Source organism: Helicobacter pylori (assembly GCF_003637665.1).
GTDB lineage: Bacteria > Campylobacterota > Campylobacteria > Campylobacterales > Helicobacteraceae > Helicobacter > Helicobacter pylori_CK.
In genome coordinates this window covers 1-19700 of record NZ_MVWR01000011.1, presented here as the reverse complement: position 1 = coordinate 19700, position 19700 = coordinate 1, and the positions used below count along the sequence as shown (strand labels likewise).

Annotated in this window: 22 protein-coding genes; 9 read left to right on the top strand and 13 right to left on the bottom strand. The window is 39.5% G+C overall.

The genetic code is table 11. The features are described from left to right. Positions 1–134: 134 nt before the first annotated feature. From dnaE to EAL49_RS06905, 8 genes are all read left to right on the top strand, one after another. Entirely contained in the window at positions 135–3770 is a 3636-nt protein-coding gene (gene dnaE, locus EAL49_RS06940; RefSeq protein ID WP_120829593.1) for a DNA polymerase III subunit alpha, read from the top strand. Then, complete coding sequence (locus tag EAL49_RS06935) at positions 3752–4540, top strand: pseudouridine synthase (protein WP_120829592.1); 789 nt, start codon at positions 3752–3754, stop codon at positions 4538–4540. The genes dnaE and EAL49_RS06935 overlap by 19 nt, the downstream gene beginning before the upstream one ends. Before the next feature lie 55 nt (positions 4541–4595). Next, a complete protein-coding gene (locus EAL49_RS06930; protein WP_000895154.1) occupies positions 4596–4910 on the top strand; it encodes a thioredoxin family protein in 315 nt (104 codons plus the stop codon). 357 nt (positions 4911–5267) lie between these two features. Continuing rightward, a complete protein-coding gene (lpoB, locus tag EAL49_RS06925; RefSeq protein WP_000243404.1) occupies positions 5268–5900 on the top strand; it encodes a penicillin-binding protein activator LpoB in 633 nt (210 codons plus the stop codon). Positions 5901–5923: 23 nt separating this feature from the next. Beyond that, positions 5924–6451 (top strand): LPP20 family lipoprotein, encoded by a 528-nt coding sequence (locus EAL49_RS06920; RefSeq protein ID WP_000795968.1) that lies wholly within the window; start codon positions 5924–5926, stop codon positions 6449–6451. A gap of 7 nt (positions 6452–6458) precedes the next feature. After that, a complete protein-coding gene (locus tag EAL49_RS06915) occupies positions 6459–6800 on the top strand; it encodes a hypothetical protein (RefSeq protein ID WP_039088097.1) in 342 nt (113 codons plus the stop codon). Between the two features lie 11 nt (positions 6801–6811). Further along, positions 6812–7723, top strand: coding sequence for an LPP20 family lipoprotein (locus EAL49_RS06910; RefSeq protein ID WP_120829591.1), 912 nt, complete (start codon positions 6812–6814; stop codon positions 7721–7723). Positions 7724–8359: 636 nt separating this feature from the next. After that, positions 8360–8530 carry a hypothetical protein gene (locus EAL49_RS06905; protein WP_162973134.1) on the top strand — a complete coding sequence of 57 codons (171 nt, stop codon included), beginning with the start codon at positions 8360–8362 and terminating at the stop codon, positions 8528–8530. A gap of 17 nt (positions 8531–8547) precedes the next feature. On the opposite strand, the gene EAL49_RS06900 is transcribed toward EAL49_RS06905, so the two are convergent. The 13 genes from EAL49_RS06900 to EAL49_RS06840 all read right to left on the bottom strand — a co-directional run bounded on the left by EAL49_RS06900 (position 8548) and on the right by EAL49_RS06840 (position 18670). Further along, complete coding sequence (locus tag EAL49_RS06900) at positions 8548–10788, bottom strand: outer membrane beta-barrel protein (protein WP_120829590.1); 2241 nt, start codon at positions 10786–10788, stop codon at positions 8548–8550. Positions 10789–10989: 201 nt separating this feature from the next. After that, positions 10990–12342: a tRNA uridine-5-carboxymethylaminomethyl(34) synthesis GTPase MnmE gene (gene mnmE / locus EAL49_RS06895; RefSeq protein WP_162973133.1), complete on the bottom strand. Its 1353-nt coding sequence runs from the start codon at positions 12340–12342 to the stop codon at positions 10990–10992. Beyond that, complete coding sequence (locus tag EAL49_RS06890) at positions 12335–13165, bottom strand: Jag N-terminal domain-containing protein (protein WP_120829588.1); 831 nt, start codon at positions 13163–13165, stop codon at positions 12335–12337. Before EAL49_RS06890 ends, mnmE begins: the two co-directional genes overlap by 8 nt. Continuing rightward, entirely contained in the window at positions 13165–14811 is a 1647-nt protein-coding gene (gene yidC, locus EAL49_RS06885; protein WP_120829587.1) for a membrane protein insertase YidC, read from the bottom strand. Before yidC ends, EAL49_RS06890 begins: the two co-directional genes overlap by 1 nt. A 5-nt stretch (positions 14812–14816) precedes the next feature. Continuing rightward, positions 14817–15170, bottom strand: coding sequence for a membrane protein insertion efficiency factor YidD (gene yidD / locus EAL49_RS06880; RefSeq protein WP_100984352.1), 354 nt, complete (start codon positions 15168–15170; stop codon positions 14817–14819). Then, a complete protein-coding gene (gene rnpA / locus EAL49_RS06875) occupies positions 15157–15642 on the bottom strand; it encodes a ribonuclease P protein component (protein ID WP_120829586.1) in 486 nt (161 codons plus the stop codon). The genes yidD and rnpA overlap by 14 nt, the downstream gene beginning before the upstream one ends. Then, entirely contained in the window at positions 15602–15736 is a 135-nt protein-coding gene (gene rpmH / locus EAL49_RS06870) for a 50S ribosomal protein L34 (protein WP_001847286.1), read from the bottom strand. The genes rnpA and rpmH overlap by 41 nt, the downstream gene beginning before the upstream one ends. Positions 15737–15807: 71 nt before the next feature. After that, entirely contained in the window at positions 15808–16209 is a 402-nt protein-coding gene (locus EAL49_RS06865) for an ExbD/TolR family protein (protein WP_000755083.1), read from the bottom strand. A gap of 10 nt (positions 16210–16219) precedes the next feature. Further along, the gene (exbB, locus tag EAL49_RS06860; protein ID WP_000661843.1) at positions 16220–16672 is read right to left on the bottom strand and encodes a TonB-system energizer ExbB; all 453 of its coding nucleotides are present in this window, start codon (positions 16670–16672) and stop codon (positions 16220–16222) included. A gap of 2 nt (positions 16673–16674) precedes the next feature. Next, positions 16675–17133 (bottom strand): SsrA-binding protein, encoded by a 459-nt coding sequence (smpB, locus tag EAL49_RS06855; RefSeq protein ID WP_033620169.1) that lies wholly within the window; start codon positions 17131–17133, stop codon positions 16675–16677. A gap of 12 nt (positions 17134–17145) precedes the next feature. After that, the gene (locus EAL49_RS06850) at positions 17146–17934 is read right to left on the bottom strand and encodes a 4-(cytidine 5'-diphospho)-2-C-methyl-D-erythritol kinase (protein ID WP_162973132.1); all 789 of its coding nucleotides are present in this window, start codon (positions 17932–17934) and stop codon (positions 17146–17148) included. Beyond that, entirely contained in the window at positions 17934–18164 is a 231-nt protein-coding gene (locus EAL49_RS06845) for a carbon storage regulator (protein ID WP_000906447.1), read from the bottom strand. Before EAL49_RS06845 ends, EAL49_RS06850 begins: the two co-directional genes overlap by 1 nt. Positions 18165–18181: 17 nt before the next feature. Further along, positions 18182–18670, bottom strand: coding sequence for a peptidylprolyl isomerase (locus EAL49_RS06840; RefSeq protein WP_162973131.1), 489 nt, complete (start codon positions 18668–18670; stop codon positions 18182–18184). A gap of 123 nt (positions 18671–18793) precedes the next feature. Here EAL49_RS06840 and EAL49_RS06835 point away from each other — a divergent pair, with 123 nt between their 5' ends. After that, complete coding sequence (locus EAL49_RS06835) at positions 18794–19573, top strand: hypothetical protein (protein WP_120829583.1); 780 nt, start codon at positions 18794–18796, stop codon at positions 19571–19573. The last annotated feature ends 127 nt before the right edge of the window (positions 19574–19700 follow it).

Below are 19700 nucleotides of genomic sequence, written 5' to 3'. Positions count from 1 at the left end.
AATAGCGTTAAAAATAATAAAAACTTTCTTATTATAACCACCATTTTAAAATAATTCACCACTAAATAATCTAATAAAGAGTTTTTTAAAGAGCGGTAGGTATAATGGCATTAAATCCAAATAGGGGTTATACAATGAAAGAGAATAAAGTCTTCACGCATTTGCACTTGCACACAGAATATTCGCTTTTAGACGGGGCGAACAAGATTAAAATCCTGGCCAAACGTATTAAAGAATTGGGCATGAAAAGCGTGAGCGTAACCGACCATGGGAACATGTTTGGAGCGATTGATTTTTATACGAGCATGAAAAAAGAAGGCATTAAGCCTATCATCGGCATGGAAGCGTATATCCATAATGATGACAACCTTTCTAGCAAAGAAACCAAGCAGCGTTTCCATTTGTGTTTGTTCGCTAAAAACCAAGAGGGCTATGAAAATTTGATGTTTTTAAGCTCTATGGCGTATTTAGAGGGGTTTTATTATTTCCCACGCATCAATAAAAAACTTCTAAAAGAGCATTCTAAAGGCATTATCGCTTCTAGCGCGTGCTTGCAAGGGGAAGTCAATTACCATTTGAATACCAATAATGAGAGAAACCGCAAGTATGGGGCTAAAGGCTATGATGAAGCCAAAAAAATCGCTTGCGAATACCAAGAGATTTTTGAAGACGACTTTTATCTAGAAATCATGCGCCATGGCATTTTAGATCAGCGATTCATTGATGAGCAAGTCATTAAAATGTCTTTAGAAACGGGGTTAAAAATCATCGCCACCAACGACACCCACTACACCATGCCTAATGACGCTAAAGCTCAAGAAGTAGCGATGTGCGTAGCGATGGGTAAAACCCTAAACGATAAGGGGCGCTTGAAACACTCCGTGCATGAGTTTTACATTAAATCCCCTGAAGAAATGGCGAAGCTCTTTGCAGATATTCCAGAAGCCTTAGAAAACACCCAAGAAATCGCTGATAAATGCGTTTTAGAGATTGATTTAAAAGACGATAAAAAGAACCCCCCAACCCCCCCAAGCTTCAAATTCACTAAAGCTTACGCCAAAAATGAGGGTCTGAATTTTGAAGATGACGCTTCTTATTTCGCCTATAAGGCTAGAGAAGGCTTGAAAGAGCGCTTGATTTTAGTGCCAAAAGAAAAGCATGATCAATACCAAGAACGCTTAGAAAAAGAAATTGAAGTCATTACAAACATGAAATTCCCAGGGTATATGCTGATTGTGTGGGATTTTATCCGTTACGCTAAAGAAATGGGCATTCCTGTAGGGCCTGGTAGGGGGAGTGCGGCCGGGAGTTTGGTGGCTTTTGCTTTAAAAATCACGGATATTGATCCCTTAAAATACGATTTGCTCTTTGAAAGGTTTTTAAACCCTGAAAGAGTCAGCATGCCTGATATTGATACGGATTTTTGCCAGCGCCGGCGTAAGGAAATCATAGAATACATGATTGAAAAATACGGCAAATACAATGTGGCTCAAGTCATCACCTTTAATAAAATGTTGGCTAAAGGCGTGATCAGAGATGTCGCAAGGGTTTTGGACATGCCTTATAAAGAAGCCGATGATTTTGCCAAACTCATACCCAACCGTTTAGGCATCACGCTTAAGGGCTATGAAAAAAACGGCGAGTTCATAGAGGGGGCGTGGGAATTAGAGCCTAAAATCAAAGAATTAGTAGAAAGTAATGAATTAGCCAAACAGGTGTGGGAGTATTCGCTCAATTTAGAGAATTTGAATCGTAACGCGGGCGTGCATGCGGCAGCCTTAGTGGTGGATAGCCAAAAAGAGTTGTGGCACAAAACCCCTTTATTTGCCTCTGAAAAAACCGGCGGTATCGTTACGCAATATTCCATGAAGTATTTAGAGCCGGTGGATTTGATCAAGTTTGACTTTTTGGGGCTTAAGACCTTGACCGTGATTGATGATGCGCTTAAAATCATTAAAACGCAACATAAAATTAGCGTGGATTTTTTATCGTTGGATATGGACGATCCGAAAGTGTATAAAACGATTCAAAGCGGGGATACGGTGGGGATATTCCAGATTGAATCCGGGATGTTTCAAGGGCTTAACAAGCGCTTAAGGCCTTCAAGCTTTGAAGACATTATCGCCATTATCGCGCTAGGCAGACCGGGGCCTATGGAATCAGGCATGGTAGATGATTTTGTGAATAGAAAGCACGGCGTTGAGCCTATCGCTTATGCGTTTAAAGAATTAGAGCCGATTTTAAAGCCCACTTACGGCACGATCGTCTATCAAGAGCAGGTGATGCAAATCGTGCAAACGATCGGCGGTTTCAGTTTGGGTGAAGCGGATCTCATCCGTCGCGCTATGGGGAAAAAAGACGCTCAAATCATGGCGGACAATAAGGCTAAATTTGTAGAAGGGGCTAAAAATTTAGGGCATGACGGCCAAAAGGCGGCTAATTTGTGGGATTTGATCGTTAAATTTGCCGGCTATGGTTTCAACAAATCGCATTCAGCCGCTTATGCGATGATCACTTTCCAAACGGCGTATTTAAAGACTTATTACAAGCATGAGTTCATGGCAGCGATGCTCACTAGCGAATCCAATAAGATTGAATCCGTGGCGCGTTATATTGATGAGGTCAGGGCTTTAGAAATTGAAGTGATGCCTCCGCACATCAATTCTTCTATGCAAGATTTCAGCGTGGCGGAGTTTAAAAATCAAAAGGGCGAATTGGAAAAGAAAATCGTGTTTGGTTTGGGAGCGATCAAAGGGGTTGGGGGTGAGCCGATTAAAAATATCATTGAAGAAAGGGCTAAAGGGGATTATAAGAGTTTGGAAGATTTTATTTCACGGGTGGATTTTTCTAAACTCACTAAAAAATCTTTAGAGCCATTAGTGAAATCAGGGAGCTTGGACAATTTAGGCTACACTAGAAAAACCATGCTCGCTAACTTGGATCTGATCTGCGATGCTGGGCGCGCTAAAGACAAGGCTAATGAAATGATGCAAGGGGGTAATTCTCTTTTTGGAGCCATGGAAGGCGGAATTAAAGAGCAGGTTATTTTGGATATGGTTGATTTGGGCGAACATGACGCTAAAACGCTTTTAGAATGCGAGTATGAAACTTTAGGAATCCATGTTTCAGGCAATCCCTTAGACGAGTTTAAAGAAGAAATTAAGGGCTTTAAAAATTTAGTCAAAAGCATTGATATTGAAGAGTTGGAGATTGGCTCGCAGGCTTATTTGCTGGGTAAAATCATGGAGGTTAAAAAGAAAATTGGCAAACGAAGCGGTAAGCCTTATGGCACAGCGGACATTTTGGATCGATACGGCAAGTTTGAACTCATGCTTTTTGAAAAGCAACTAAACGCTTTAGAAGAGTTGGATATTAATAAGCCCTTAGTGTTTAAATGCAAGATTGAAGAGCAAGAAGAAGTGGCGCGATTGAGGCTTTTTGAAATCTTGGATTTAGAAAGCGCTAGGGAGGTTAAAATCCCTAAAGCCCGTTATAAAGACCCTGAAAAGCAAAAAGAAGACGTGCGCGAAATCCCCCCCATGGAAATGCTCGCCTCCAGTTCTTGCTCTTTGGCGATCGTGTTAGAAAACGATGTGAAAAAAGAGTTTTTAAGACAAATCAAAGAGAGCGCTCTAAAACACCAGGGCAAACGCCCCTTGTATTTGATCATCAAAGATAAGGATAAGCAATTCAAAATCCAAAGCGATTTGATGGTAAATGAAAAGATTAAGGACGATTTTAAAGGGTTAGAGTGGAGGGATTTAGCTTGAGGATCAACCAATTTTTAGCCCATTACACCAAGCACTCCAGAAGAGAAGCTGAAAAATTGGTTTTAGAAGGGCGGGTGAAAATCAACCATGAGCATGCCCAACTCGCTAGCGTGGTTAAAGAAAACGACAAGGTGTTTTTAGACAAACGACTCATCAAGCCCTTAAAAAACAAAAAATTCAGCGTGCTGGTTTATCACAAGCCAAAGGGCGAGTTAGTGAGCAAAAACGATCCCTTAAAACGGCGCGTGATTTATGAAAGCTTGGAGAAAAAATACGCCCATTTTGCGCCGGTGGGGCGTTTGGATTTTGCGAGCGAGGGAGTGTTATTATTGAGCGATAGTAAGGCGGTGGTGAGCGCTTTAATGCGTGCGAATTTAGAAAAAGAGTATCTTGTTAAGATTCAAGGCTTTGTTACAAGAGAGATGGAAAACGCCATGCAAGAGGGCTTGAAATTAGAAAACGCTACTAAGGGAGCGCACCAAAAAACCCCCATTAAAAGCATGGAATTTGCCCCCTTTATTGGTTATGAAATCATCAAAAACCATGCCAAATATTCTAAACTGAGAGTCATCATCAATGAGGGGAAAAACAGAGAACTAAGGCGTTTTTTTGCATTTTTTAACGCTGGAGTGTTGGATTTAAGGCGCGTTCGTTATGGTTTTGTGAATTTGAATGCCTTGCCGGTAGGGAAAATGCGTTTTTTAAACCGCCAAGAATACAACGAGTTGCATGCGTTTATGGCTAATAGGGCTAATACTAAAGGGGATTAGCGCTTGAGTTATGCTATACTTCGGCGGTTGGGGGAAATAAAAATTAAGGATTATCATGTTAGAAGTGATTAACGGAAAGAATTACGCAGAAAAAACCGCTCATCAAGCGGTAGTGGTTAATGTGGGGGCGAGTTGGTGCCCGGATTGCAGGAAGATTGAGCCGATCATGGAAAATTTAGCCAAAACCTACAAAGGCAAGGTGGAATTTTTTAAGGTTTCTTTTGATGAAAGCCAGGATCTCAAAGAGAGCTTAGGCATCCGCAAGATCCCTACTTTGATTTTTTACAAAAACGCCAAAGAAGTGGGTGAAAGGCTTGTAGAACCTAGCTCTCAAAAACCGATTGAAGACGCGATTAAAACGCTTTTATAAAGGGCGTTAAAGAGTCTTGTTATTAAAATAAGAACTCACAAAATCTTTTTAGCCCCTTTTTTGATAGGGGGCTAACTGCAAATAGCTTTTATATTATTTCTTTATCTCAAAAAATCGTTTTTATCGTTTTTAAATAAGATGTTTGTTAAAAAAGTTTCTTTAATTAAGCTAAAAATGAGCGGATTTGTAGTATTAATGCTTACAGTGTGAAATTTGTAGGGCTAAAACTTGTAAAATGTGAAAAAAAAGACACATAAAATGCTAAAATCCGCAAAAACACTGTGTGTTTAGATTAGAAGTTTAAAATTAGGAACGGAAGTATCTGTTTTAAATTTTGAATAGGGAGTTTCTATCATTATGGTATTGAAAACAAAATTAAAAATTATAAGCTCGGTGATTTTGAGTACTTTATTGTGGGTGGGTTGCTCAAGCGAAATGGCAACTTATCAAAATGTGAATGATGCCACTAAAAATACGACTGCAAGTATCAATAGCACAGATTTATTGCTAACCGCTAACGCGATGTTAGATTCCATGTTTAGCGACCCTAATTTTGAGCAACTCAAGGGCAAGCATTTGATTGAAGTTTCAGATGTGATTAACGACACCACGCAACCCAATTTGGACATGAATCTTTTGACGACCGAAATCGCACGGCAGTTGCGGTTGCGATCTAATGGGAGGTTCAATATCACAAGGGCGAGTGGAGGGAGTGGTATTGAAGCAGACAGCAGAATGGTGAAACAGCGCGAAAAAGAACGAGAGAGCGAAGAGTATAATCAAGACACCACTGTAGAAAAAGGCACTTTAAAAGCCGCTGATTTATCTTTAAGTGGTAAAGTATCCAGTATCGCAGCCTCTATTAGTAGTTCTAGGCAGCGCTTAGACTACGACTTCACCCTAAGCCTTACCAATAGAAAAACGGGTGAAGAGGTATGGAGCGATGTTAAGCCTATTGTGAAAAATGCTAGCAATAAGCGTATGTTTTAAATTTATATTTGAAAGGATGAGCGATGAAAAATCAAGTTAAAAAAATTTTAGGGATGAGTGTGATAGCAGCGATGGTGATCGTAGGTTGTAGCCATGCCCCAAAATCAGGTATCAGTAAAAGCAATAAGGCATACAAAGAAGCGACTAAAGGCGCTCCTGATTGGGTTGTAGGGGATTTGGAAAAAGTGGCGAAGTATGAAAAATATTCAGGGGTCTTTTTAGGAAGGGCTGAAGATTTGATCACTAATAATGATGTGGATTATTCTACTAACCAGGCTACAGCGAAGGCTAGGGCCAATTTAGCGGCAAATTTAAAATCCACTTTGCAAAAAGATTTGGAAAATGAAAAAACTAGAACGGTAGATGCTTCTGGTAAAAGGTCCATCAGTGGCACTGATACTGAAAAAATTTCTCAATTGGTGGATAAGGAATTGATCGCTTCTAAAATGCTTGCCCGCTATGTCGGTAAAGATAGGGTTTTTGTTTTAGTGGGCTTGGATAAGCAAATTGTGGATAAAGTGCGCGAAGAGTTAGGCATGGTTAAAAAGTAGGGTTTTAATGAAACGCCTTGCTATTGCGCTTGTTTTGGTGTTGGGGGTTGTGTGGGGGAAGTCCTTGCCTAAGTGGGCAAAAGATTGCTCAAAAGAAGTGCAGATTGAAAAGACCCAAACCAAAGACGAAAAAATTTTAGTGTGTGGGATGAGCGATATATTGCTTTCAGATATGGATTATAGCTTGTCCTCAGCCAGACAAAACGCCTTAGAGAAAGTGATGGAAGCTTTCAAGGGGGATAAAATAGAGATTAAGGCTAGTGAGCTAAAGGCCACTTTTATTGATACGGATAAAGTTTATGTGCTTCTAAGAATCACTAAGAAGCATGTCGCTTTAATGAATGAGTAAGGATTAATATAATGAAAAAGATTATTCTTGCATGCCTTATGGCTTTTGTGGGTGCCAATTTAAGCGCAGAGCCTAAGTGGTATAGCAAGGCCTACAACAAAACAAACACCCAAAAAGGCTATCTTTATGGGAGTGGTTCAGCCACTTCTAAAGAAGCTTCTAAACAAAAAGCGTTAGCGGATTTAGTGGCGTCTATTAGCGTGGTGGTTAATTCCCAAATCCATATCCAAAAAAGTCGTTTGGACAATAAGTTAAAATCCAGCGATTCGCAAACGATTAACTTAAAGACCGATGACTTGGAATTGAATAATGTAGAGATTGTCAATCAAGAAGTGCAAAAAGGGATCTACTACACCAGAGTAAGGATTAATCAAAACTTGTTTTTGCAGGGTTTAAGGGATAAATATAACGCTCTTTATGGGCAGTTTTCCACCTTAATGCCTAAGGTTTGTAAAGGGGTTTTTTTACAGCAATCCAAGAGCATGGGGGATTTATTGGCTAAAGCGATGCCTATAGAAAGGATTTTAAAAGCGTATTCTGTCCCGGTGGGTTCGTTAGAAAATTATGAAAAAATCTATTATCAAAACGCTTTCAAACCTAAAGTGCAAATCACTTTTGATAACAACAGCGATACGGAGATTAAAAACGCTCTCATAAGCGCTTACGCTAGAGTGCTAACCCCTAGCGATGAAGAAAAACTCTATCAAATCAAAAATGAAGTTTTCACAGACAGTGCTAATGGCACCACACGCATTAGAGTGGTTGTTAGTGCGAGCGATTGTCAAGGCACGCCTGTATTGAATAGAAGTCTTGAAGTGGATGAAAAGAATAAGAATTTTGCTATCACGCGCTTGCAATCTTTGCTTTATAAAGAATTGAAAGATTATGCCAATAAAGAAGGGCAAGGCAATACGGGGTTATAAGCAGGATATTAATCTTGCTTTATGCTTATTCATTCAGTTTGGTAGCGTTATCATTTTGTTTGGCGTGGCGTTTTACACCTATTAAAATAACCCTCTAAAAGTTTGTGGCTTTTGTTCTCGCCAAATAAACTAAAACATCATTCAATACTCTTTATCCCACAAACTCCTCTAAAACCACACCTGCTAAAAACTAAAATTAACAAAAACTAAAATCTTTTTAAAACCACCCAAGCAGAAATCCCAAACATCTTTGTAGTATAATACCCCCATACATTTGTATCTAGCGTAGGAAGTGCGCAAAGTTACGCCTTTATAGATATGATGTGTGAGACCTGTAGGGAATGCGTTGGAGATCAAACTCTGTAAAATCCCTATGATTAGGGGCACAGAGTGAGAACCAAACTTTCCCCCAACATCAGCCTAGGAAGCCCAATCGCTTTAGCGTTTGGGTGCTTCACGAGCCTATACAAGCGAGATTGTTTGAAAAAACCCAATGACTTTGGGTTTTCAAATCCCTCTAAGCTAGGGTCTATCTTTTTGCCCCACAAACTAACAAACTTTTTTAAAAGCTAACGCAATTTTAAACCAAACAAACGCCTAAAAAGGGGCGTTTGAATGCGAAAGGAGAACAAAAACATGAGACAAACAAATGAGACAGAAAAAAGCTTCAGTAAGCTTAAAGAAAACACGCAAGCGATGCGAGAACAAAAAGAGCGATCTATAACGCTAACGCTCACGCACAAAACAGAACTAAAAACGCCTACAAGAGAGCCTAAAAAGAGCGTTTTAGAGCCAATAGAGGGTTAAAGAATATTTTTAACCCCTTAAAAAATCCACCCGTAATTAAAAAACACTTTAAAATGGCTACCCCCTTCATTCAGGGTGATAGAATTGGTGGTTGCACCATCACTAGAAACGACCCTAGATTTCAACTGGACTAAAGGAACGCTAATGCCTACAGAATATTTAGAATGCTTGTAGCGGTAATTCAACCCACCGGTTACATTTAAATTACCGCTCCCTTTGTATTGGTTCAACAAATAATAGCTGTTGTATAAGCCCCTTAACCCCCCAAACACCCCAAGAGAGGAAGTGAAAACTTTCTTGGTTAGATTGTTTTTAGGGTTCTTTTCGTTGGTGTAATTGGTGATGAAATCAAACAACACATCCATTCCCACACCATAGCTTAATTGTTGGATTTTTTCGTTATTGGCTTGAGCGTAGTTGTATTTGATAATGCCATAAGAAGATAGCCCTAGATAATCGTTAAAATATTTTTGATAGCCCATTTTAAGATTAACGCCTAATAGGGGGGCTCCAAAGGGCCGTGAGGTTTTTGAAGTGCGGTAGGTGGTAGTGCTAGATTTAGAAGATGAAAGGCTTTGACTGATCGCGCTAAGCATAGTGGTCGCAAAATCTTGCGTGTTCAAACTGGCGTTTAAATAGTTGGTTTGGCTGCTCAAATTAGTGTAATCCACCGGTAGGGCGTTTTGATCAATAAGTTGTTGCCAAACCGCGCTGGTAACGCCTATAAGCCCGGCGGGGACTTGAGAGCAATCAGTATAAATGGAATTGGGGTAACTGCTAGGGAAAGCGGGCTGACCTTGGCCGCCAAAACGAGAACACACATCATAGGTAGAGCCATCGGTGTCTCGCACTTCTTTCCCGTTGTCAAACACTTGCACTTCTTGCCCATTCACTTGCTCTATTTTCCCGCCCTTACAGCGCTCTTCTGGCCCATTGTTTTCTTCACACATGCGCACCCTTTGATAAGTCATGTTCCCATTATGCGTATAGCCTAAAGTATGCCCGTATTCATGGATAATGTCTCTTAATTGCATGATGGCGACTTTATTCAATTCTTTGCCAAAGAGTATTTCAGGATCTAAGAAAGGAGATAATATCCCTAAAGCGCCAAAATTGGTGCCATCATCGCCTGGGCCATTCGGGCCGCCATATTGAGACCCTAGCCCTAAATCCCCTCCTCTTGGGGGCAAGAGATTCACATAAAGATTATTCGTAACTCTATAGCTATAGATAACATCTTGCGGCGTTAATATCACTGAGCCTGTTTGCCCGTTTTCTATATTGTATTCATCTCCAGCATTTTTAGCGATCAATTTAGGATCAACAAGCCCATCGTTGTAAGGATTCACGCATGTAGAATAATCAGAATAACATGGCTTTGACAGGTTGTTGTCGCTAAACTGAAAGGGGGCGTTTTTAACGGCATCTTCCCAAGATTTAGAATCAAACACCGCCATCATGTTCAGCATTAAATTGGTCAAATTTTTAGCGTCTTGAGAGGTGAAAGGCGGCACTTTAGCCGTACAATTTTCTTGATTTTCGTATGGAGGGCATGGAGGTTTAGAACCAGTGCCGTTACCGCTAGAAAATTGGTTGTAATTGATATAAGTCATTTGAAGATTGGTTGTAACCTTACTGAGCTTGTCAAACAGATTCTGCGTGCTGGCATCAGAAAATTTTGTGGTGGCAGTTTGGAGTTGTTGGAAGCCATCAGCGTTAAGCTGCGGATCGTTAAACAAGCTTGCGGGCAGAATGATTTGAGATTGTTTAGGGATAGTCTCTATCACGCCCAAACTGACTACATTGCCTTGATTGTCTGTGTAACTCAGCTCAATATTGTTTAAATTATAGGGCAAGAAGTTTTGTATCATAATCAAGCTGTTATCGCCATAGCCAGCTTCTTCAGCGCTTTCTTGGTTATAAGCGGTTACATACACAGGGGTTAAAGAATAAAAGGTTAAGTTGGTGATATTGTCCTCTGCAAACAACTCAGTCGCGTTCTTTAAAATGGTGCTTTGGGAGATGTAGTATTTCCCATAGGTGCTTTGAGGGGTAATGGGTTTTGGCTTGGGTTTAGGTTTAGGTTTTTCTTGAGTGGTGGCTATGGTTTGTTCTTGGGTTTGTGTGCCTTGTAATAGCCCGGTTTCAAACCCGGCTTCTATAAAAAAGCCGTCTTTTTGGTGTTTTTGAAAGGCTTCTACAGTGGTGAATGAGCTGATTAGGGACAAACAAATCGTTTTACTAACGAGTTTTAGCATGAAATCTCCTTATGGTCTTTTTTAACATTTTTACTCAAAAGCAGTTGATAGTATGTATATATTTTAAACTAGCCTATTTTACCCCTTTTTGAAAAATTGCAGCATGGTTTTTTGCAAATACGGATACTAAACGGCGCTAATGGGTAAAAAAGTCTTAAAAAGTAGTGCTAAAAGGGGGTTTAATCCATGCTTTAAGCGATTTCATTTGCCTAAGCAAAATTCACTGAACATGCTATCAAGCATCTGGCTGGTTTCATAAGGGCGGGTGAGCAAGTTCAAGTTTTCTATTGCGCTTAAAATATGATAAGAAAAAAGCTCTAAAGTTTCTAAATGGTTTTTAGCGTTTTGCAATTCAATAATGGCGTTTTCTAGGGCGTTTTTTTGGGCTAGGGAAGTGAGTATAAGCTTGTTTTGAGTGTCTAATTTTGGGAAAAAAGCGCTGATTTGTTGGCTCAAGTCTTTCAGGCAGGCTTTGGAATTTAGGGTGTTGGTCTTTAGCAAAAAGTAGGGGATTTGAAGATGGGATTTTAAAATTTCAAGCTCTAGCTTGGGCGCTAAATCGTTTTTATTCAAAACAACAATGCAAGGTTTTTTAGCGCGATTAAGGGCGGTAATGATAGTAAAATCTTCTTTTTCTAGGGGCTTAGAAAGATCAAACACGCCTAAAATAATGTCGCAATTTTCTAAACTTTTAAGGCTTTTTTCAATCCCTAGCCGCTCTATTTCATCTGCGCTTTCTCTAATGCCAGCGGTGTCAATCAAGCGCACCTTATGCCCTTGTAGTTCAATGACTTCTTCTATGGTGTCTCTTGTCGTGCCTTTAATGTCGCTCACCAAAGCCCTTTCTTCTAAAAGCATGGCGTTCAATAGGGAGCTTTTGCCCGCATTAGGTTTGCCAATAATGCTTAAAGCATGCCCTTTATTTTTTTGTTTTTGCATGTTAGAAAAATCCAATAAGTCTTTAAAAGAGGCGATTTGTTTTTCTAAATTTTGAGACACTTCGTTTAAAAAATCGCTAGGAATGTCCTCTTCGCTATAGTCAATCAAAACTTCTGAGCTTGCTAAAAGCTTTAAAAGATTACTTCTAGCTTCTTCAATGAAGATTTTCAATTCGCCCTTAAGTTGCCTGGCTAGGGCGTTTAAAACGCTTTCATCTTCACAAAGAATGAGCTGGACACTCGCTTCAATCTCGCTCAAATCCATTTTGTGGTTTAAAAAGGCTTTTTTACTAAATTCTCCGGCTTGAGCAAGCCTGGCCCCTAAATTCAAACAAGTTTGAAGGATATTTTGGGTTAAAAGGGGGCTTCCGTGGCATTGGATTTCGCACACATCTTCACCGGTGAAACTATAAGGGGCTTTGAAATAAATGACTAACGCTTTGTCCAATAAAATGTTATTAGAAAAAATATCGCACACATAAGCGTATCTGGGGGTGAAGTCTTGTTTTTGGGTGAGTTGTTTAAGGATGTTTAAAGCGTTATTGCCGCTGATTTTAACAATGCTAATCGCTCCTTTACCTAAAGGGGTAGCGATAGCGGCAATGGTGTCATTCATTGTTAAAATCGTTGATGACGATGTATTTTTCATCGTTTAAGTTGGTTTTGATAGAGACATATTTGTTAGGGAACGCTTTTCGTAATTTCTTTAAAGCGATATAGGTTAAAACGCCATCAGGGGCTTTCATCTGCCCCTTACCCACTTCATGCACGGTCATGATCACGCTTTGGAGTTGCGCTTCCATAACCTTTTCTTGGTTTTGTAAAAAGGTGGAGATTTCTAATCGGATATTATAGCCATAAGCAGGGTGGATCCAGTTAAAAAGCAAGTAAGAAAGGGCTTTGTAACGATAGCCTTTTTCGCCAATTAAAAGAGCGGAGTCTTCGCCATCAATATTAATCAATAACACCCCCGGTTCATAAAGGCTGACTTCCACTTTATTGATTTTATAGGGCAAGTGGGAGAATAAGTCTTTCAATTCTTGCTTAATTTCATGGAGTTTGTCCCCATTATGAGATTCTTCTTTAAGGTTTTTTTTAGAGGGTTTAGGGGTGATTGTTTCTTCTTGCGGTGTTTTTGTTTCTAATTTTTGTTTTTTTTCTTCTGCGCTTTGATGGATTTCTTTCGTGTGGGTTTCTTTAACGCCCTCTTCTTTAACCGCTTTAACGCTTTCTTTAACGCCCTCTTCTTTAACCTCCTTAACGCTTTCTTTAACGCCCGCTAAAATAATGGCTTCTTTTTTACCTATATTTAAAAAACCTTTAGAGGGCGTTTGAATGACTTCGTATTGCAAATTAATAATGGGGCAATTCAAGGCGATAGAAGCTTGAATGAGGGCTTCTTCTAAGGTTTTGGCTTTGATTTCAATAAAATTTTGCATCAACTTTCCTTTTTGTTTTGCGCGTGCATGCGTTTTTTGTTTTCTAAGACTTTATTAATGATGAGTTGTTGCAACACCGAAAGGATGTTGTTCGTGGTCCAATACAAGACTAACCCTGCAGGGAAAGTGATTAAAAAGATTGTGAATAATAGGGGTAAGAGTTTAAAAATCTTTGCTTGCATGGGATCGGTCATGGTGTTTGGCGTAACGCTTTGGTGCCAATACATAGACGCTCCCATAAGAAGCGGCAAAATAAAATACGGATCCATGATGGATAAATCATGAATCCATAGAATCCACTCTGAGCTTTTCAATTCCACAGCGTTATAAAGCACTCTATAAATCGCAAAAAACACCGGGATTTGTAAGATTAAGGGCAGACAACCCCCTAGCGGGTTAGCCCCATGTTTTTTGTAAAGTTGCATCATGTGGGCTTGCAACTTTTGGGGTTCGCCCTTGTATTTTTCTTGGAGTTCTTTCATTTTAGGGGCTAATTCCTTGAGCTTTTGCATGCTCACCATGCCCTTATAGCTTAAAGGATAAAGGATAATGCGCACGATAATCGTTAAAAGAATGATTGCCCAACCCCAATTACCCACGAATTGATACAAATAATCCAGTAAAACAAACACGCCTTTTGCAAAAAATGTGATTAAGCCATACTCTATCACATCAGTGAGCATCGGCGAAATCGCTTTCAAAGAGCGGTAATCTTTAGGGCCAATATAACCATGCAAATTCGCTTCATTTTTAAGGGAAATGAAGCCTAAGGGGTTTTTAGTGCCGATTTCTGAATCAATTAAGGCTTCAAAACCTTGAGAATCTTTAGTGAAAAGCAAGGTGGTAAAATACCTATCCACGCTGGATAAAAAGAGGGTGTTAGAAAAGCGTTTGATTTCTTTAGCGTCTTTATCTTCAATTTTTTCAATTTTTTTGTCGTTATTTTCTAAAAGCACGCCTGAAAAGGTGTAGCTGTCTAAATCAGCCACCGGTCTGTAACCATTGGTGATCACATAGCTAGGGATAAGGTTATTGGGCGATTTGAAGGCGATTTGTAAATCATAATGCAAATCATCATAAAAAGTCAGGGTTTTAATGATGGTAAGAGCGCCTAAATCTTGGGTTAAAACAAGCTGTTCATTAGGCCCAAGAGTGGTTTTTGAAGCGCTATAAGGGGTGTTGAACGCTTTGTTGTTGAGCGTGTGGTCTAAAAAGCGCACTTCTAAAGGCTTGAGTTTATCGGCTGCTAAAAGGGGGAGTTCTTTTAGGGGGGTTTGCGGGTTAGCTTTGGGGCTAAAAAGATGGCTCACATGCTCTAAAAAGCCCTTTTGTTTGGGAGTTAGATACTTTTTATCCTTGAGATAAACCTGTTTGATACGCCCTAAAGAATCAATTTCAATTCTGGCATGCTCAAAAGAAATGGTGCTTAGCAAATTCTCTTGGGGGATTGTTTGGGTAACGCTAAAATTTTGAGTGTTGGATGCGTTAGGACTTGTTGCTGTGTGGTTGTTGGTTGTTTCTTGTTTTGTGGTTTGGGTTGTTGTTTTGTTTGGTTTTTGGAAAAAATAGCTATAAAGAGCGATAAACAAGAAAGACAGAGCGATCGCTAAAATCAAGCGGGTATTGGTGTTGTTGTTTTTATCCATTGTGATTAAACCTTAATGATGTAGTAAGTTGCGTGGCTTTTTGTGGGAACGAGCCAAAAAGTAATGGTTTTAAAATTGCGATTAAAATCTTTATGAGATTGGAGCAAACTAGGGCGTTTCAAGCGAGTAGTGGGGTAAGCAATGCCTCCAGAGCAAAAAGGGTTGCATGAGAGTATCCTTATAGCGATTTTGCCCATAGCGCTCAAAGGGTTTTCAAAATAAAGCAACCACAGAGCGTAGTTGGAGCAAGTGGGGTAAAACCGACAGCTTGAAGGGGTGAAAGCCGAAAAAAAGCGTTGGTAACCCCTAATTGATGCCGTAAAAATCGCGCTCAAAAAAGGCGTTTTATTGTTTCGCATAGGTATGAGTTATTCCTTTTTTCAAGTCTTTTAAGGCTTTGTTCATATGGTTTTTAATGGAAGTTAGCATTTCTAAAAAATGTTTTTCTAAAGCCCAAAAATCTAAATGGTAACAATCGCTTCTAGGCACAAACACCAAAGCAAGCCCTTGACAAAGAGCGGCATGCTTTAAGGTGAGCGAACGCAAACGGCGTTTGATAAGGTTTCGTTTCACGGCGTTGCCGACTTTTTTGGACACGCTTAAACCTAATAAATAAAGCACTTTTTTGTCTTTAAGCCTACAAGAGAGCGGATCTTTAAAGCCCTCTTTTTCTTTTGGTGGCTCTTTTGATACATCCAAAACAAAGAGCGAAAAAAAAGGGTTGTGTTTTTTGAAGCCCTTTTGATAAACCCTATCAAACTCACTCTTGTTTTTCAAAGAGTCATAGGGTTTAGACGGAAAGCTTTTTTCTGCCCTTAGCTCGTCTGGCATTAATCACCTTGCGCCCGTTTTTGGTTTTCATCCTCACAAGAAAGCCATGGGTTCGCTTTCTTGGTGTGTTGTGTGGTTGGTAAGTGCGTTTCATTTAAAACTCCCTTGATAAAAATTAAACATAAGCTTATATTCTAGCTAAAGAATGCTAAAAATTGACTAAAACTACTTTTTTTGATTCTTTTTATCTTCAACAAGAATGTAAAGCTGCTTCAAATCGTTAGTTTGCAACAAATCCACCACTTTGATAAAGTTATCCAAATTGCTTTGCTTATCGCCTTGCAAGACAATAGGGGTATCTTTCGCTAGAGTGGAAACCTTGTGTTTTAAATTTTCAAAGCTGATTTCTTTATCGTCAAAATAAAAAGAACCCTTATTAGAAATAGCGATGGTTACTTGTTTTTTGTCCAACACATCTTTAGAATCAGTGCTGTCTTTATCCACTTGGGGAATGCTAATAGGGAGCTTTGAAGTTTGCACAAAAGATGCGGTTGTGAGCACAATCACCAACAAAACAAGCATGATGTCAATGAAAGGCACCACATTCATGGATTCTACTTTTTTCACCGCTTAATCCTTAGGCCTTGTTATAAATCTCATGAGATTGCGTGTCAACCGGATGGTGGAAAATATCCCATTTGGTTACTAAAATCTCGCTTTTTCTCACCAGCATGTTATAAATCACAATCGCAGGGATCGCCACTAATAACCCCATACCAGTCGCTTTTAAAGCAAGGGCTAGATTAGTCATGATCGCCTTAGTGTCAATGCCAGAAGCGGAGCCTAAATCCATAAAGGTGAGCATGATCCCCATAACCGTTCCTAAAAGACCGATATAAGGGGCGTTTGAGCCAATCGTGGCCACTAGAGTCAAGCGTTTGTGCAAGGCTAGTTCTAATTTGCGCCTGTCTGTGTAGTCATCTACGCGAAGAGTGGCAAAAAACCACAACCTTTCTATAGCGATCGCTATAACGATAACAGATAAGAAGATCAAAAACCCTATAATCCCATAATCTACCATTTCTTTCATTGTTATCCTTTAAAGTGGTGTTTTAAATCAGCAAGAATTTCTTTGTTGAGCGCTTTTTCTTTGAGACTTTGTCTTTTGTCGTGCAATCTTTTTCCTTTCACTAAAGCAATTTGGATTTTAGCTCTATTCCTTTGGTTAAAATACAATTTCAATCCTACAATACTCAAGCGTTCTTTAGACGCTTCAACTTGCCATTTCAATAATTGCTTTTTATGTAAAAGCAACTTACGCTCTCGCCTTTCATTGGGCTTGTAATACGCATGGATTGTATCTAAATAGGATATATGAACACCAAATAAAAAAGCTTCTCCTTTGATTATTTTAACAAAATTATCTTTTAAATTCACCCTAGTTTGTCTTAAAGCTTTCACTTCAGAGCCTAAAAGCGCTAATCCTGCTTCTAAAGTTTCCAAAATTTCATAATCAAAATAGGCTTTTTTATTGCTGGCAATGAGTTTCAATCTAGCCCCCTTTTAAGCATTTTTTAGCCTAAAAAACGTGCTCCCGCTCCCGCTAAAAAACCACTCCTTACTGAGTTGGCTTTCTATATCTTTTAAGGCTTGGTTAGTGAGTAAAGCCGGCTTTAAAAGATCGTTTAATTCGTTTCTGTCGTAAGTTTTTAAGCATTCCAAACTCGGTTTTTTAAGCCATTCTTTAGCTTGAGAAAAACAAGTTTTAGGCTTATAAGCTTGATAGATGGCTTTGGTGTTGCAAAAAACATGATTTGGCGCATAGATTTCTAGGCGATTTTCTAAAGGCTCTTCTTCAAAATTTTCAATGACTTCGCCATAAGAAGTAGCGTTAGCGCTTTTGTGTTGCGAGATGAAAAAATTGGTGTCTGCGCCCACTAAAGATCCCATGCTATAAAGCTCTTCTAAACTCAAACGCCAGTCAAAAATCTGATTCAAATGATACAATAGCCCCCCAGCATCAGCGCTCCCACCGCCTAACCCGGCTTGAGTGGGGATGTTTTTTTCCACTTCAATCGCTAGGGTGTCTAGGGATTTGATGACAGAATGAGAGAAATTTTTTGATTTTAAAAAATTTTTTAAAATTTGGAGGGCTTTAAAGAGCGAGTTTTCTTCTAAAGGGCAGTCAAAATCCCCTTTTAGCGAAAAGGAAAGCGTGCTTTTGACGCTAATAATATCTTTGAATTTATCTTTGACCAAACACATGCGAGAAATGAGCTTGTGGTAAGCCCCTTCTTTGTGGAGGATTTTTAAAAAAATATTGACCTTAGGATAAACTTCAAAAACATGCATCAAGGCTTAATGACCTTTTTGATGTTTTCTAACAAGCTTTCATCTACGCACACAGAAGCTTTTTGGTTTTCGCTCACAATGGCCTCTTTGAGTTCAGCACGCAAAATAAGGGTGCTTTCAGGCGCTTCAAACCCTAAACGCACACTCCCTCTATCTATGGAAATGACTTTAATGTGGATGTTATCATCAATGACAATCCCTTCATTAACTTTGCGGCTGAGTATGAGCATGTCTAATTTCTTGTTCCTTATAGAGAAGAGCTAAACACAACGCTCTCTATAATATCGCCTTGCTTGATTTTATCCAAGACATTAAGACCTTCTGCGCTAGTGATCTTGCCAAACACGGTGTGTTCGCCATCTAAATGGGGCAAATCCACAAAACACAAGAAAAATTGACTCCCCCCTGTGTCTCTCCCAGCATGCGCCATAGAAATAGAGCCTCTTTTGTGCTTGTTGGGGTTATGGGCCACTTCGCATTTAATGCGGTGTCCTGGCCCGCCTGTGCCTGTGCCATAAGGGCAGCCTCCTTGAGCCACAAAGCCTGCGATCACACGATGGAAATTAAGTCCGTCATAAAAACCCTCTTTAGCCAAAGCTACAAAGTTGCTCACCGCTTGGGGCGCGTCTTTGTAAAAAAGCTCTAGAGCGATATGGCCTTTATTGGTTTTGATTGTGGCGTAAGCGGTTTTTGCAAGCTCTTCTTCTTTAATTTTATAAGTTTTAATTGGATCCATCATAAACCTTTGCGATAAGCTTTTATCATTCAAACGATCTATTATAGCAATAAATTAAAACAAATGGTATTTTAGCCGATAGTACTGTAGGATACTTTTGAAATTTAAGCGGTAAGTTTGATAATGGCGTTTTGGCATAAAAGATTAGCGGTTGGTTGTTGTATCGTTTTGTTTTCATGCATGATGAACGCTAATAACATTCAAATCGTTAGAGACGATCCGCCCCTTGATCCAACGCTCCCTGCATGGGTTTATTCTGTTGCGTTATTGAAAGTGTATTTTAGCGATGGGACTTATAAAGAAGGCTATGCGACTTTGCTCAAAAATGGGCGTTATATCGCTTCTTCTGAAACGCTTTATTCTAACGGCTTATACCCTAAAACGATTTTAGCCAAAATGCAAGACAGCAGCGCTAAAGAGCTGATTTGTATAGCCAGCTTGCGCCTTGAAGCGATGGATAGGAATCAAGGGCTTTCGCTTTTAAAAACCGCCGATTTTAGAGACGATTATTGCCATAGAAGAGAAGAGAGCTATTATCATGCAAGGATTTATACAAAATACGCTCAAACTTTTCATTCAAATCCCTATACCAATCAAAAAGCACCCAATTCTGATCTCTACTACCCAGCGTTAAATGAGGGGAATTCTTTTTCTATACAGATAACGGATATTTCTGTGGCTGAACTTTTGAAATCTAAAAAGTTTCTTTCGCTTGATAGTTCTTTTAAAAAGGGGAGCGTGTTGTGGGGAGGGAGACCTTATTTTAGCGAAGTGGGGGAGTTTATGGGGATGGCTAGCAGCACTCTAGAAAACCAAGAAAGTTTGGTGATTATCCCTAAAGAAACGATCGCACGATTTTTAAGCGCTCTAAAAAATCAAAATATTTTTCAAAACATTCCCTAATTTAAGCAAACCTTAAGCTTTCTATGACTATACTTTCATTTCCTTGTTTCAGCAAGGGCTTTTAAAAAGCCGCTTGATACCTTACAAGGATAGCTGATTAAAAGCAAACGATCTTTGAAAACTAAGC